This window comes from Gardnerella vaginalis ATCC 14018 = JCM 11026, from assembly GCF_001042655.1.
GTDB classification, from domain to species: Bacteria; Actinomycetota; Actinomycetes; order Actinomycetales; family Bifidobacteriaceae; genus Bifidobacterium; species Bifidobacterium vaginale.
The window spans coordinates 432,412-448,175 of record NZ_AP012332.1; the positions used below are offsets into that span (position 1 = coordinate 432,412).

Genomic DNA, 15,764 nt, shown 5'->3' on the forward strand with positions numbered 1-15,764 from the left:
TAGATTTGTTGCAAAGCAAATGAAACCAATGTTGGGAAAATAACGAGGTTATGATGCAAAATAAGACTTTGGGCAATAATACAACGACCAATAATATGCGTATGATGCCTATGAGTGTTAAAGAAGTAGCTGCTGCGGTTAATGGCAGACTTTTTATAGGTGGTTGTTTAGTAAAAGAAAACCACAGTGTTACTTCTGAGAAATTTTGCATAACAGATAATGATGTTGTTATTTCAGATAATGATGTTGTTATTTATGCAACAAGTGATTCTCGTAAAGTTGTGGATTCTTCCATATTTGTAGCAATACCAGGCGATCGTGTTGATGGTCATGATTTTGTTCAAAAAGCTGCAGAACTTGGTGCAAAAATCGCAATAGTGGAGCATTTTGTAAAGTTAGATGAGTCTAATAATAGTAAAATTGCTCAAATAGTTGTTGAAAATTCGGTTGAAGCTCTTGGACTTTTAGCAAAACACAATCTTGAGCGTCGCCGCGCGTTAAATACACCGTTTAGTATTATCGGCATAACTGGTTCAGTAGGAAAAACCACTACAAAAGATATGCTCAAGGCTCTTCTTTCAACGCTCGGTAACACTGTTGCGCCAATTGGATCTTTTAATAATGAAATTGGTTTGCCGTTAACATCTTTGCAAGTAAATGAAAACACGAGATTCCTTATTGCAGAAATGGGAGCAAATCATGTTGGCGAAATCGCAAAACTAACCACAATAGCTCCTCCTGATTTAGCTGTTGTATTGAAGGTGGGTGTTGCGCATTTAGGTGAGTTTGGTTCTGTAGAAAGAATTGCTCAGGCAAAAAGTGAGATTGTTAGAGGTCTTGTTGCACACGGAATAGCAATTTTAAATGCTGATGATTTTCGAGTATCTGCAATGCGTTCTTTAGCTGATCAAGATAAATTGCGTTGGTTTGGTAAAAACAGCAATACGGAAGGTGATTTTGACGCATCTAACAATGGCAATTACCAATTGTCTGCAAGTGATATTTCATTAGATGAAATGGGTTGTGCAGAATTTGTTCTTAATGAGAAGAATGAGGATAAGTCTAAAAACTCAGTTAGAGTCCATCTTGCTATACAGGGACAGCATAATGTTATGAATGCAATGGCTGCTTCTAATGTGGCAAGATATTTTGGAATGAATCTTGATAGTATTGCTAAAGTTTTGCATGAAGTTTCGCATATTAGTCCGCATAGAATGCAGCTTTCTAAAATTTCTAACAATAATAATGTTTTTACGCTTATTGACGATTCATTCAATGCAAATCCTGATTCCATGAAGGCTGGAATTGATGGATTGTGTTCTTATGAAAATCATGACTTACATGATTTAAACGTTAATACTGAAGAAGATCTAACAAGTAAAAAGAATAATATTTTTAGAATAGCAGTTCTTGGATCTATGTTAGAGCTTGGTTCTAATGAGAATAATATGCATGAATCAATAGGCGAATATGTTGCAAAGCATAATATTGATGCACTAATAGCTGTTGGTTCTAAATTTGATAAAAAATTAGATGAACTAGCTGGTTGCATTTATAAAGGTGCTAAAGATAATTGGCAGAATAAGAGCCTTGATGTTGAAAATGGCGTATATTTTGTTCATGATTGCACTGAGGCGGATAACGTTGTGTGGAATCTTGTGGCCGCGCATTCGAGTAGTGTTGTGTTATTGAAAGGGTCTCATGCGTCAGGCTTGAGCGTGTTAGCTGAACGCTGGTCTAAACTTAATGAGAGTCTTAGTGAACATACGGAGGTTAACCTGTGATTGCGCTTATCGTGGGAATCGTGGTATCGCTGATTGTTACTATTGTCGGTACGCCGCTTTTAATCCGCTTAGTACACCGTTTAAATTACGGTCAGTACATTCGTCAGGACGGTCCACAATCTCATTTAGTTAAACGTGGAACTCCTACAATGGGAGGTGTTGTTATAAACCTTGCTGTTGTAGTTGGTTGGGCTGCTTCTGCTCTTTACAGATACTTCTCTGTTGGACGTACACCATCCTGGTCTGCGGTTCTTGTGCTTTTTGCAATGCTTTCTATGGGTTTTCTTGGGTTCATTGATGACTTTGCAAAGGTTCGTAAAAAACAGAATCTTGGTCTTTCGGTTCGTGCAAAGCTGATTGGTCAAATTATTTTTGCAAGCATTTACGCACTTTTGGCTCTAATGCTACCAACTCAGTCTGGTATTGCTAGTGCTCAGGCTGGTATGAGCTTTATTGAAAAACCATTTCTTGATTTTTCAATGTTTGGGCAAGTCGTAGGAATTGTGGTTTTTATTATTTGGGTTAACTTCTTGATGGCGGCTTGGTCTAATGCTGTAAATCTTACAGATGGTTTAGATGGTTTAGCTTCTGGCTCTTCAATGATTGCTTTTGCTGGTTACGCTATGATTGCGTTCTGGGAAAGTTACCACGTTAAAGGTGGCGGTCATTTTGGTTTCTCGTACGCAGTATCTGACCCTCTTGATTTGACTATTATTGCTGTTTGTGCAGCTGTTGCCTGCTTTGGATTCTTATGGTACAACGCAAATCCTGCTCAGGTATTTATGGGAGATACGGGATCATTGGCATTAGGTGGTCTTTTTGCTGCTCTTTCGATAGCTACTCATACCGAGTTTCTAGCTGTTATTTTGGGCGGATTATTTGTTATAGAAGCATGTAGTGATGTAATTCAGGTTGGATGTTTTAAGCTTACGCATAAGCGAGTGTTTAAAATGGCTCCTATACACCATCATTTTGAGCTTGTTGGCTGGGCGGAAGGTAAAGTCGTTGTTCGTTTTTGGATGATTGAGCTTATGTTTGTACTTTCTGCATTGATGATGTTTTATGCGGATTGGGCTGGTCATTCTGGGTTACTGATTTAACGATTAGTTCTGACTTAACGATTAGCATTGACTTAGTAATTGAGTATCTACTTGGTAATTGGTGAGGGTTAAATAAATATGAGCAGCGTTGCAGAAGATTGTTTGCTTAGGGAATTGTCGTTCCACAAGAAGTTCCCATTCAATAATGTTCTTGTGGCGGGTCTTGGTGTTTCTGGCATTGGTGCTGTAGAAGTGCTTAAATCCGTTGGTGCTACAGCGATTACTGCAGATGAGCGTAAGGAAGAGGCTCAGGTACACGATTTTTCCAAGATTGATTGGGATAATATAGATGCTGTTGTAACATCTCCTGTTTTTAATCCTCGTACACCTTTTATTCTAGAAGCGCAGAAGCGTAATATTCCAGTTATTAGTGAAGTGGAGCTTGCTTGGCTTGTTCGTGTAAACTCAGATAAAACCAATAATCCTGCACCTTGGGTTGGAATCACTGGTACGAATGGAAAAACTTCCACTACAGAGATGACTTCCGAAATGCTAACTGCTTGTGGTTTTGATGCTCCTGCAGTAGGAAATATTGGAAAATCGGTTTCTCACGCTGCTATGGAATCAGAACATGATGTTTTGTGTGTAGAATTAAGCTCTTTCCAGCTTCATTTTACTAATTCGATGAGATTAGATTGTGCAGCTATTACTAATATTGCTGCGGATCATTTAGATTGGCACGGTGGGATTGAAGCTTACGCAAAAGACAAGTCTAAAGTTTTTAATGGGGTTAAAAAGGCTCTTGTTTATAATGCTCAGGATTCTAGAGTAAGTGAACTTGCAGCTAACGCTCAAGTAGAAGATGGTTGTAAGAAAATTGGCTTTACACTTGAACCTCCAGAATCTGGAGAAATAGGTGTTGAAAATGGTTGGATTGTAGATAAGAGTGGTGTTGCTGGCGGAAAAGTTGGAGATCCAGTTAAATTAGTGGAGCTAAGGGATCTTAAGCATTTATGCGAACCAGACGGAAGCGTATATCCTCATCTTCTTGCAGATGCTTTGACTGCTTTAGCTCTTACATTAGGGTTGAATCCAGATGTTGAAAATGCTGTAAAAGCTTTGTGTAACTTTGCTCCAGGAGGTCACAGGATTCAAACTGTTGCAACTTTAAATGCTGACGATAATCTTCCTGAACACTCGATTCGTTTTGTAGATGATTCAAAGGCTACTAACGCTCACGCTGCAGCAGCATCTATTTCTAGTTTTGGTAAAAAATCTGTAATTTGGATCGCTGGGGGGCTTGCAAAAGGCGGTTGTTTTGAAGATCTAGTTAAAGATAATAGAAGTATTATAAAGGCTGCTGTTGTGATTGGTGTAGATCAAAAACCGATTATAGAAGCTCTTAATGCTAATGGAAAAGATATTCCAGTAACTATTGTTTCTCCAGATGGAACAGGTTGTGAATCTTTTGATTATGCGGATGATTCTGTTCTTAAAAAAGTGGAAAACGATAAGACTATTAGCCCAGATCCTTCTCTAGGTCAAAAAGTTATTTCTACAGCAGTTGATGCTGCCGGACGCTATGCAAAACAAGGAGATGTTGTGTTGCTGGCTCCAGCGTGTGCATCAATGGATCAGTTTGTGTCTTATGCGGATCGCGGATCTCGTTTTGCTAAAGAATCTGAGCGATGGGTTAATAGTCATGAACGTGAATAGCAAAAAATCTAATCCTAACAATGCTAATAAAAAGCCTTTGCGATTGTTTTCTTCTAGTAAAAAACAGCGTTCTACTAAATCGTCAAGAGCGTATGAAACTTTTAATGAAAACAGTCATGCTTTTAAACAATACGTTGGTATTCGTAGCATATTTAATCCATTATGGTGTTTGTATGGTTTAAGAATATCTGTTGCAATGCTTTCTGTTTTCGGCTTATTTATGGTTTTTTCAAGTTCCTCAGTGACTATGATTACTTATGGAGCAGGTCCTTGGGGTTCTGGAATAAGTCAATTGATTTATTGCATTATTGGATTTATTGGTTATTTGATTGTTTCTCGTCTTCCAGTCGATTTCTATAAAAGTAAGATTATTGTTATTTACGCAATATCTGTTTTTATGCAATTTTTGACTTTTGTGCCAGGAATTAGACATGAGGTTAATGGTAATGCTAGCTGGATTAAAATAGGTCCTTTTACAATGCAGCCCGCAGAAATAACCAAGTTAGCTATATGTATTTGGCTTCCTATGGCTCTTGTACTGGCTAAAAAAGCTTATGAGCGTGTTCAAATGCGCGCATACATTCCGTCTGTAGTGGCTCTCGGAGTTTCATTGCTTCTTGTTGTTGCTGGTAAAGATCTTGGTACTGCGTTGATTATTCTTCTTATAGCCGTAGTCGCATTTTATATAGGAGGATTCCCTACAAAGTGGCTCGTTATCGCTCTTATATCTGCATCTGCAGCTGTTTTATTGTTGGTTGTTACTAGTCAAAATCGTATGAGGCGTATTCTTGCGACTATCCATGGTTGTGATGCTAAGTCTATAAAAGGCGTGTGCTTCCAAGCTATTCATGCGCAATATGCTATGGCTTCTGGTGGTCTTATGGGTGTTGGCATAGGTAATTCTCGAGAAAAATGGAATTATTTACCTTATGCTCATAATGATTTTATTTTTGCGATTATCGGCGAAGAAATGGGATTTTTTGTAGCGTCTTGTGTGATTCTTCTTTATATTGTTATTGGATGGTGTTTGTTAACTTCCGCATTGCAATCTCATAGTAAGTTTGTTTCGATATCTCTTATAAGTATTGCTACATGGATTGTAGGTCAGGGTTTAATAAACATATTGGTTGTGGTTCAAGTTCTTCCTGTTATGGGTGTTCCTATGCCGTTTATTTCTGCTGGTGGTTCGTCTTTAGTTATGTGCTTGTTGAGTATTGGTGTTGCGGACTGTTTTATTAGAAGTAACCCTTATATTAAGCCTAGTGTTAATAGCAGTATTAAGTCAGTTTCTAGTGAGGATGACAATAAACGTTAAAGTCTGGTTATTGTCTAATTGTTTAGTCTTAGATTAAAGTTTTAGATTAGGTTAGAAATTATTATAATTAGTGGTTTTAGATTGATTTAAATTTATTTTAGATTCACTCTAGCTCGAATGTAGGTGGTTTATATGGAAGATGTGAACTCTGATTCCTCTGTCGATAATGTCGATGAAGATTCTTTGCATGTTGTTTTAGCAGGGGGCGGAACAGCAGGTCATGTTAATCCTCTTCTTTCTGTAGCTAGCGCGTTAAAAGATTTAGATGAATCTGTAAAAATTAGTGTTATTGGAACTAATGTTGGATTAGAAAAGACTCTTGTTCCACAAACTGGTTTATCGCTTGATGTCATTGAGAAAGTTCCTTTTCCTAGAAAACCTAATTTATACATGTTTAAGTTTCCTTTTAAATGGGTTCGTGAAAAGAATAAGGTTCGTGAAATACTGAAAACAAGACGCGCTGATGTTGTTGTTGGTTTTGGTGGTTATGCTTCTGCTCCTGTTTATTCGCAAGCTCACAGCATGAGATTGCCTATTGTTATTCATGAGCAGAATGCTCGTGCTGGAATGGCAAATAAACTTGGTGCGCGTTGGGCTAACATGATTGGTTGTGTTTATGATGGCACTGGTTTATGCTCAAAATTAGGTTCGTGCACAAAAGCGTTACGAGTCGGTTTGCCTCTTAGAAAAGCGATATCTGATTTATGCGCACAAATTACACAAGATTCTGATTTAGCTAGGATAGAAGGTGCTAAAAAGCTTGGATTAGATCCAAGTAGACCTATTGTACTTGTTACAGGTGGGTCTTTAGGTGCTAAAAGTTTGAACGATTCTGTTTCTATTGCTGCTGGCGATTTGCTTAAGTGTGCTCAAATAGTTCATCTTACGGGTTCTGGAAAGTCTAAAGAAGTTAAAGATAATGTTGCGCGAGTGGCTGGTCTTAATCAAATAAACGACGTTAAGCCAGAGCATGCAGGTTTAGGTGATTATCATATTTGTGAATATTTGGAGAGGATCGACTGGGCTTTTGCTTGTGCAGACTTGGTGATTTGTAGGTCTGGCGCTGGTACTGTTGCAGAAATATCTGCTATTGGTCTTCCTGCAATTTACGTTCCGCTGCCGATTGGTAATGGTGAGCAGCGTTTTAACGCACAGCCTGTTGTGGATGCAGGAGGAGCGATTATGGTTAGCGATTCTGATTTTACTGTTGATTGGATTCGTGACAATGTGTTGAAATTGCTTGACAATACAAATCGTCTTGAACAAATGCGTGAAAAATCTTGGAAATATGGCATTCGTGATGCTGCGAGTGTAATGGCAAAATATATTCTTGATATTGCAAAAGAAAGCAGAAGATAATTATGGATATTAATATGAATCCTATGCGCTCAGCATTTGAAGCAGACCAGACTATATCTTCGTTAGGCTCTGTTCACTTTATTGGAATAGGCGGAGCTGGAATGAGCGTTTTGGCAGAAATGCTACACGAAGAAGGGGTGGAAGTAAGTGGATGTGATTGTCAAGAAAATGACCACACAAGACGCTTAGAAGAACTTGGAATAAATGTAAAAATAGGTCAAAGTGCAAGTCATATAAAAAATTCCGATATTCTTGTGTATTCTAGCGCGATTAAGCCGAGTAATCCTGAAATTATTGCTGCTTATCAAAATGGTGTGAAACTTGTACACAGAAGCGACATCTTATCCTTGCTTTTAAGTGCTAAAAGGGGAGTAACTGTTGCTGGAGCGCATGGCAAAACTACAACAAGCTCACTTTTAGCACATATTTTGCGAGTTTGTGGTAAAGGTGATCTAGCAGACCCGAGTTATGCGATTGGTGGATCTATTCAAGCACAAGATGGTGGTGAAATAGACGGAGGGCATGCTGGCAGCGGAATCGTTATGGTTGCAGAGGCGGATGAATCCGACGGCAGCTTTGAAAAATATAATCCGTATATTGCAATTGTTACAAATGTTGAAGCGGATCATTTGGATCATTATGGAAATGCGCAAAATTATCGCTCGGCTTTTGTTGAACATTTAAGCCATGCTCTTGGGCATATTGTGATTTGTGCAGATGATGATGGCGCTCGTGCCGTTTTAGATGCTTTAAGCGATGATTCTCTTAAAAAAACAATCGTTTACACAAGTAATAAAGATAATGTTTCTTTGCTGAATGATCGAGTGAAAAGTTTTGTAAAATTTGCCTTTATTGAGCATGAAAGTGAAAAAACGGGTAGCGGAAGTGAATCGTTTGTTATTGAATTTAATGGCGATTTTATAGATGTTAATCTTATAATTCCAGGATTGCATAATGCTAGGAACGCATGTGCTGCTATTATTGCTGCGATGCTTTTAGGCATGAGCCCTAAAGATGCGGCAGATGGTGCTTCTAGTTTCCGTGGGGCTTCTAGGCGATTCGATATTCGTGGGTGTGTTAATGGAGTAACGGTTGTAGACGATTACGCGCATCATCCTACGGAAATAGATGCTCTTTTGCGCGCTGCAAGAAGAAGATATCCGAATGCTAGTATTCGTGTTCTTTTCCAGCCGCATCTGTTTTCTAGAACTCGCTCTTTTGCGCATGAATTTGCATCTGCATTATCTCTTGCAGATGACGTGATCGTCACTGGAATTTTCCCAGCTAGAGAAAAACAGGAAGATTTCCCAGATATTCACGCGTCAACTATTGTTGATGTAGCTAGGAAAGATGATATTACGTCTAATATCGAGGCAGTGGAAGATATGCGTGAAGGTGCTCTAAAATTGGCTAGTCGAGCAAAAAATGGCGATGTTCTGTTTACTGTTGGAGCAGGAAGTATCACAGCTATGACATCTGTTATGCTTGAAGCATTGAGTTACAAAAGTTTGTGAGTTTATAAGAGTTTATAAAATTTTAAAGCAGATAAAAGTCGTAAGCTGATTTAAGAGGTAGTGTATGGGGCGTGTGATTTTTAGCAAGTCTGAAGGTCGTACTGTATCTAGTACGACTGGAAACGATGCGGAAAATCGTAACCTGATTTCTAAAAAATCATTGCGCAAAAAAGGTAGAACAGCAAAATCGAATTTAACTACATCTGATAGTTCTATTGAGTTTGTTACATCTTCCGTGCCTACAACTGCATCTAAATCTTCTGCGTCTTCTGTAACTGCAGAGTTTTCTGTATCGGGTGAATCTACAAAAAATAATGCTTCTAAGAACACTTTTGTAGATGCTAGGAGACTTTCTGTAGTTGATTTTGTAAAACAGACTTTGCGTTCAACCGCTGGGCCATTAGGTATTGTTTCTAGGCCTAAAGTTATAGATTTCAGTGCTAGAGAAAAAGAAAAAAAGTTCGCTAGTTTACGTACGATTCTGTTGAGATTTCTCTATAGTTTTCTGATAATTGCATCTATAACATTGCTATGTTGGGTTCTATTCTTTTCTCCTGTATTTAGACTTAAGTCTAAAAATATTAGTATTTTTGGCTCTAACGAATGGGTTAGTGAGCAAAAAATTTCGTCTATTGCATCTAATCAGGTAAATAAATCGCTGTTTTTAGTGTCATCTCAAGAAATAATTGAGCAACTTAATAACATACCTGGTGTTACAGAAGCTAAGGTTTCAAAAAAATTCCCTCAAGGATTGCAAATAACGGTTAGAGCGCAAAAGCCTGCTGCGATACTTAAATCTCACGGTAGTGAAAAATTAACAGCTGTTGACGTTAAAGGTAGAGTTCTTAATGCAGTTGAAAATGTTCCTACTACAGGAATTCCAGTTATTGAAGTTACAGACGTTCACAAGAGTTTGAGCAGTAAGGCTGTACGTGAGGCGTTGAAAATTGTAAGTTCTTTGTCTGAAGATTTTCGTTCACATGTAATGCGAGTTAGTGCCAGAACTCAGGATTCTGTTGAAACTGAGATTTCTTCCACTGTTTCTAACGTAGAAATTCATCGTGTAATTGTTTGGGGTGATTCTTCAGATTTAGATCTTAAAAAGGCGATTGTAGACGTGATTATCAATGATCCTAGCAAAATTGGAAACAGGCAACGTCTTGATGTTTCTGCTCCCGCAAGACCTATTTTAAAGTAGTTCGTTTAAGCGGATCTTATTTAAGCGTATTTTAATTGTCAAGCAAGGATGTATAATAGTAGTTCGTGTGTGCCAACGGTGCGCCTTATGTTATAGGTGTTCTCGTTGGGATATCCCAAGTGCCAAGGATAGCGCGCAGTAATGCGTGGCTGGAGGCATGAGGGCCATCGGGCCGGTGGACTGTGGCTTTTACTCTTTTAACCGATTCATGGTTTAAGGTGTGCTGCAGTGTGGCGGTTTTCACCAAATAGAAGATAACAATGAATCGGAGAACTTAAGTTGCCTACGATTGAACAACTCGTCCGTAAGGGACGTCAGGCCAAGCCTAAGAAGTCAAAGACTTTGGCCTTGAAAGGTAGCCCGTTGCGTCGTGGCGTGTGCACTCGTGTGTACACCACCACTCCTAAGAAGCCAAACTCTGCGCTTCGTAAGGTTGCTCGTGTGCGCCTCAGCTCGGGTATTGAAGTAACCGCCTATATTCCAGGCGAAGGTCATAACTTGCAGGAGCACTCCATTGTGCTCGTGCGCGGTGGCCGTGTGAAGGATCTCCCAGGTGTGCGTTACCACATCGTGCGTGGTGCTCTCGATACCCAGGGTGTTAAGGACCGCAAGCAGGGTCGTTCCCTGTATGGAGCAAAGAAGGCGAAGTAAAACATGTCACGTAAAGGACCTGCAAAAAAGCATCAGCTGCTTCCTGATCCAATCTACGGCTCGACCGTCGTGGCTCAGTTGATTAACAAAATTCTTCTCGATGGCAAGAAGTCCATCGCAGAAAACATCGTCTACACTGCTCTTGAGCAGGTGAAGGCAAAGACCGAGCAGGAGCCAGTTTCTGTTTTGAAGCGCGCTCTCGATAACATTCGTCCAAGCCTTGAGGTTCGTTCCCGCCGCGTCGGTGGTGCAACCTACCAGGTGCCAGTCGAAGTTAAGCCTGCTCGTGCAAACACTTTGTCCTTGCGCTGGCTTACAGACTTCTCCCGCCTTCGTCGTGAGAAGACTATGGCTGAGCGTTTGGCTAACGAAATTCTCGATGCCTCCAATGGCTTGGGTGCTTCTGTAAAGCGCCGCGAGGATACCCACAAGATGGCAGAAGCAAACAAGGCTTTTGCTCACTATCGCTGGTAATCCACAAGATAATCGGTATCTTAAAGAGCTAAGGATAATAATATGGCACAAGATGTGCTTAACGACCTGAATATGGTTCGTAACATCGGCATCATGGCGCACATCGATGCTGGTAAGACTACTACCACCGAGCGTATTCTTTACTACACTGGTAAGAATTACAAGATCGGTGAAACTCACGATGGCGCATCCACCATGGACTTCATGGCACAGGAGCAGGAACGCGGTATTACTATTCAGTCTGCTGCAACCACTTGCTTCTGGCAGCGTCAGACTCATGACACTGACGATCGCTACCAGATCAACATCATCGATACACCAGGACACGTTGACTTTACCGCAGAGGTTGAGCGTTCTTTGCGTGTTCTCGACGGTGCTGTTGCAGTGTTCGATGGTAAGGAAGGCGTGGAGCCTCAGTCTGAAACCGTTTGGCGTCAGGCTGATAAGTATAGTGTTCCACGTATTTGCTTCATCAACAAGATGGATAAGCTTGGCGCAGATTTCTACTATTCTGTTAAGACCATTAAGGAAAAGCTTGGTGCTAAGCCTCTCGTTATTCAGCTTCCAATCGGTGCTGAAAACGACTTCCTTGGTGTTGTTGACTTGATTCGTATGAAGGCTTACGTCTGGAATGACGTTAAGGACGATATGGGTGCCCACTACGACACCGTTGACATTCCTGCAGACCTGCAGGAGCGTGCAGAAGAATATCGTGCCGAGCTTATGGATCAGGTTGCAGAAGCTGACGAAGAGTTGCTTGAGAAGTACCTCGAATCTGGAGAGCTTTCTGAAGAAGAAATGCGCGCGGGTATTCGCAAGCTTACTATTGCTCGCGAAGCCTTCCCAGTAACTTGCGGTTCTGCATTCAAGGATAAGGGCGTTCAGCCAATGCTGGATGCTGTTGTTGACTTCCTTCCAAGCCCAGAAGATGTTCCATCTATTAAGGGCTTTGATCCAAGCGACGAATCTGTTGAAATTGATCGTAAGCCAGTAAACACCGATCCATTTGCAGCTTTGGTGTTCAAGATTTCAACCCATCCATTCTATGGAAAGCTTGTGTTCGTGCGCGTGTATTCTGGTGAAGTTAAGCCAGGCGATTCTGTGTACGATTCCACCAAGTCCAAGAAGGAACGTGTTGGTAAGATCTTCCAGATGCACGCAGATAAGGAAAATCCTGTAGATTCTGCAGAAGCTGGAAACATTTACACCTTTGTCGGTTTGAAGAATGTCAGCACTGGTGATACTTTGTGCGACGAAAAGAACCCAATTTCTTTGGAATCCATGACCTTCCCAGATCCTGTTATCGAGGTTGCTGTGGAGCCAAAGACGAAGGCAGATCAGGAAAAGATGAGCTTGGCTTTGGCTAAGCTTTCTGATGAGGATCCTACCTTCCAGGTTAAGACCGATGAAGAGTCTGGTCAGACTTTGATTTCTGGTATGGGCGAGCTTCAGCTCGACATTATTGTGGATCGTATGCGCCGCGAGTTCAAGGTCGAAGCGAATGTTGGTAAGCCACAGGTTGCTTATCGTGAAACCATTCGTAAGGCTGTTATGAACCAGGAATACACCCACAAGAAGCAGACTGGTGGTTCTGGTCAGTTCGCAAAGGTTTTGATGAACTTCGAGCCAATCGATCCAGAATCTGGCGAAGTCTATCAGTTCGTTAACGAGGTCACTGGCGGCCACATTACTAAGGAATTCATTCCTTCCATCGACGCAGGTGTGCAGGAAGCTATGGAATCTGGCGTTTTGGCAGGCTTCCCAGTGGTTGGCGTTAAAGCAACCGTTACCGACGGTCAGACTCACGACGTTGATTCTTCGGAAATGGCCTTCAAGATTGCAGGTTCCATGTGCTTCAAGGAAGCTGCTCCTAAGGCTCACCCAGTAATCCTCGAGCCAATTATGGCAGTGGAAGTTCGTACTCCAGAAGAGTACATGGGTGACGTTATGGGCGATTTGAACTCCCGTCGTGGAAACATTCAGTCTATGACCGACGCTACTGGCGTTAAGGTTATTGACGCTAAGGTTCCACTGAGCGAGATGTTCGGCTACATTGGTGATCTTCGTTCCAAGACTCAGGGACGTGCAATGTTCACCATGCAGATGGACTCTTACGCGGAAGTTCCAAAGGCTGTTTCGGACGAGATTATTAAAGCCCAGCGCGGCGAGTAAAAGCGCACGCTACTTCGGTGTTTTGTGTCCCTAGTCAACGCTAGAATTTCGTACGTTGACTGGGTTCTGGCACCGAAGTGGCACCTAACCCAGAAACCCAGTAAATATGTAGCGAGAGGCTTCACATAAGGTTGTGAAGCAAACTACGAGACGTCCAGGAGGACAAACACATGGCAAAGGAAAAGTACGAGCGTACTAAGCCGCATGTTAACATTGGTACCATCGGTCACGTTGATCACGGTAAGACTACCTTGACCGCGGCTATTTCTAAGGTGCTGCATGGCGAGTATCCAGATCTGAACCCTCAGTATGACTTCGATCAGATCGACGCCGCTCCAGAAGAGAAGGAGCGCGGCATTACCATTAACATCGCCCACATCGAGTATCAGACGGCTGCACGCCACTATGCTCACGTGGACGCCCCAGGCCACGCTGATTACGTTAAGAACATGATCACTGGTGCCGCTCAGATGGATGGCGCAATCCTCGTGGTTGCTGCTACCGACGGTCCAATGGCTCAGACCCGTGAACACGTCTTGCTTGCTAAGCAGGTCGGCGTTCCAAAAATTCTTGTTGCTTTGAACAAGTGCGATATGGTTGACGACGAAGAGCTTATCGATCTCGTTGAAGAAGAGGTCCGTGACCTCCTCGAAGAAAACGGCTTCGATCGCGATTGCCCAGTCATCCGTACTTCCGCTTACGGCGCTTTGCATGATGACGCTCCAGACCACGACAAGTGGGTAGAGACCGTCAAGGAACTCATGAAGGCTGTTGACGAGTACATCCCAACCCCAACTCACGATCTTGACAAGCCATTCTTGATGCCAATCGAAGATGTGTTCACCATCTCCGGTCGTGGTACCGTTGTCACCGGTCGTGTTGAGCGTGGTAAGCTCCCAATCAACACCCCAGTTGAGATCGTTGGTTTGCGCGATACCCAGACCACCACCGTCACCTCTATCGAGACCTTCCACAAGCAGATGGATGAGGCAGAGGCTGGCGATAACACTGGTCTTCTTCTCCGCGGTATCAACCGTACCGACGTTGAGCGTGGTCAGGTTGTGGCTGCTCCAGGTTCTGTGACTCCACACACCAAGTTCGAAGGCGAAGTTTACGTCTTGACCAAGGACGAAGGTGGCCGTCACTCGCCATTCTTCTCCAACTACCGTCCACAGTTCTACTTCCGTACCACCGATGTTACTGGCGTTATCACCTTGCCAGACGGCATCGAAATGGTTCAGCCAGGCGATCACGCAACCTTCACTGTTGAGTTGATCCAGGCTATCGCAATGGAAGAGGGCTTGACCTTCGCAGTTCGTGAAGGTGGCCGTACCGTTGGTTCTGGTCGTGTGACCAAGATTCTTGCCTAGTATTTTTTCTAACTGAAGATATTAGTTAAGTCTTAGAAAAGACCCCATGAGGAAAATCGTGGGGTCTTTTTGTATTTTCTGTTGAAGAATTACACATAGATCGTTTTGTGTTGTTTGGTGTGTTGTTTGGCGTTGTTTAGCGTGTTTTGAATTTTTACTTTTTTATAGTTATCACAAAAATTATCACAACATTGTTTTTTTTTTAAATGTTATTGTGTAAATGGCGAAAGTGTGTCTGAGAGTCAGTCTTTTGTTGGAATATTGGGGTTATAGGCCAAAAAGTGTGTAATAAATCATGTCTCACGCATTGCAATACAAGGGTTTTGCGGTAATCAAATCTGTTTTCTGCACATTCGCCACCCGGATAAAAAGTGTGTAAAAAATAAGCTCATAACCCTTATAGCAGTACGGCTCGCGGCATATCGAATGTGGGTTATTTCTTATGTTCTTTGGTGTTCGAAACATGTATTATCTGAATATTTAACAATAAATCGTCAAACGCTGTTACTGTCGCAGATTACGTACTGCACTAGTAACATATGACCGTTACTTTCTCAGTTGGCTGACTGAGTTATTAACAGTGTCGTGCCTATTACCGTTATTTTCTCAGTTCGTTAACTGAGTTATTAACGGTGTGTGTACTGTGGCTTATACGCCAGAAGATTAATCAGCTTAGCTTTACACACTTTTTGGCCTATAGCCCATAAATCATATGTGAATAATGAAAAATCTAAATACGAAAAAACCCAAGCCGCAAAGCTTGGGTTTTGTTTGTGCCCCCTCAGGGATTCGAACCCTGGACACGCTGATTAAGAGTCAGCTGCTCTAACCAACTGAGCTAAAGGGGCGTTGGTCATTTCTTGAGCCGAGTAATAACTATACTCAGAATCGATTTATTTGCAAGTTACGGCGTGTCGTGTTTTGTTATTAGTGCTATAACACTTTTTGGTTTCACATTTTATATTTCGGAAAAATTTCGATAAGAAGTTTATCTAAAGTAACATATGTTTATAAATATAAGCAATATTTATAAAAAATAGTAACAAAAAACGAGTTTTGAATCTTTTGTGTGAACAACATGTTAATTTATAGTTGTATAATCAACGCAATTCTGAAAAATTTTCTCTTTAGAAATGGCTATATTTAGCCGTTCTTTGTGGGTTGATTCGTA

Annotated in this window: 11 protein-coding genes and 1 tRNA gene; 11 read left to right on the forward strand and 1 reads right to left on the reverse strand. The window is 41.5% G+C overall.

The genetic code is table 11. The features are described 5' to 3' along the window. Positions 1–53: 53 nt before the first annotated feature. From GAVG_RS01625 to tuf, 11 genes are all read left to right on the forward strand, one after another. The gene (locus GAVG_RS01625) at positions 54–1,784 is read left to right on the forward strand and encodes a UDP-N-acetylmuramoyl-tripeptide--D-alanyl-D-alanine ligase (RefSeq protein WP_009994548.1); all 1,731 of its coding nucleotides are present in this window, start codon (positions 54–56) and stop codon (positions 1,782–1,784) included. Beyond that, on the forward strand, positions 1,781–2,884 hold the full coding sequence (gene mraY, locus GAVG_RS01630) for a phospho-N-acetylmuramoyl-pentapeptide-transferase (protein WP_013399489.1): 1,104 nt from the start codon (positions 1,781–1,783) through the stop codon (positions 2,882–2,884). Before GAVG_RS01625 ends, mraY begins: the two co-directional genes overlap by 4 nt. A gap of 78 nt (positions 2,885–2,962) precedes the next feature. Further along, entirely contained in the window at positions 2,963–4,540 is a 1,578-nt protein-coding gene (gene murD, locus GAVG_RS01635; RefSeq protein WP_009994543.1) for a UDP-N-acetylmuramoyl-L-alanine--D-glutamate ligase, read from the forward strand. Then, positions 4,527–5,855: an FtsW/RodA/SpoVE family cell cycle protein gene (locus tag GAVG_RS01640; RefSeq protein WP_009994541.1), complete on the forward strand. Its 1,329-nt coding sequence runs from the start codon at positions 4,527–4,529 to the stop codon at positions 5,853–5,855. Before murD ends, GAVG_RS01640 begins: the two co-directional genes overlap by 14 nt. Positions 5,856–5,987: 132 nt before the next feature. Continuing rightward, positions 5,988–7,214, forward strand: coding sequence for a UDP-N-acetylglucosamine--N-acetylmuramyl-(pentapeptide) pyrophosphoryl-undecaprenol N-acetylglucosamine transferase (locus GAVG_RS01645; RefSeq protein WP_009994540.1), 1,227 nt, complete (start codon positions 5,988–5,990; stop codon positions 7,212–7,214). A 2-nt stretch (positions 7,215–7,216) separates the two neighbouring features. Next, a complete protein-coding gene (gene murC, locus GAVG_RS01650; protein ID WP_004112295.1) occupies positions 7,217–8,728 on the forward strand; it encodes a UDP-N-acetylmuramate--L-alanine ligase in 1,512 nt (503 codons plus the stop codon). A 64-nt stretch (positions 8,729–8,792) separates the two neighbouring features. Then, positions 8,793–9,926 (forward strand): cell division protein FtsQ/DivIB, encoded by a 1,134-nt coding sequence (locus GAVG_RS01655; RefSeq protein WP_004575091.1) that lies wholly within the window; start codon positions 8,793–8,795, stop codon positions 9,924–9,926. 279 nt (positions 9,927–10,205) lie between these two features. After that, complete coding sequence (gene rpsL, locus GAVG_RS01660; RefSeq protein WP_003813881.1) at positions 10,206–10,577, forward strand: 30S ribosomal protein S12; 372 nt, start codon at positions 10,206–10,208, stop codon at positions 10,575–10,577. A gap of 3 nt (positions 10,578–10,580) precedes the next feature. Continuing rightward, positions 10,581–11,051, forward strand: a complete 471-nt coding sequence (gene rpsG / locus GAVG_RS01665; protein WP_004112309.1) for a 30S ribosomal protein S7 — start codon at positions 10,581–10,583, stop codon at positions 11,049–11,051. A 42-nt stretch (positions 11,052–11,093) separates the two neighbouring features. Then, on the forward strand, positions 11,094–13,223 hold the full coding sequence (gene fusA / locus GAVG_RS01670; RefSeq protein WP_004112311.1) for an elongation factor G: 2,130 nt from the start codon (positions 11,094–11,096) through the stop codon (positions 13,221–13,223). Between the two features lie 170 nt (positions 13,224–13,393). After that, the gene (tuf, locus tag GAVG_RS01675; RefSeq protein WP_004112314.1) at positions 13,394–14,593 is read left to right on the forward strand and encodes an elongation factor Tu; all 1,200 of its coding nucleotides are present in this window, start codon (positions 13,394–13,396) and stop codon (positions 14,591–14,593) included. A gap of 774 nt (positions 14,594–15,367) precedes the next feature. On the opposite strand, the gene GAVG_RS01680 is transcribed toward tuf, so the two are convergent. Beyond that, positions 15,368–15,441: transfer RNA gene (locus tag GAVG_RS01680), tRNA-Lys, on the reverse strand. Positions 15,442–15,764: the final 323 nt, after the last annotated feature.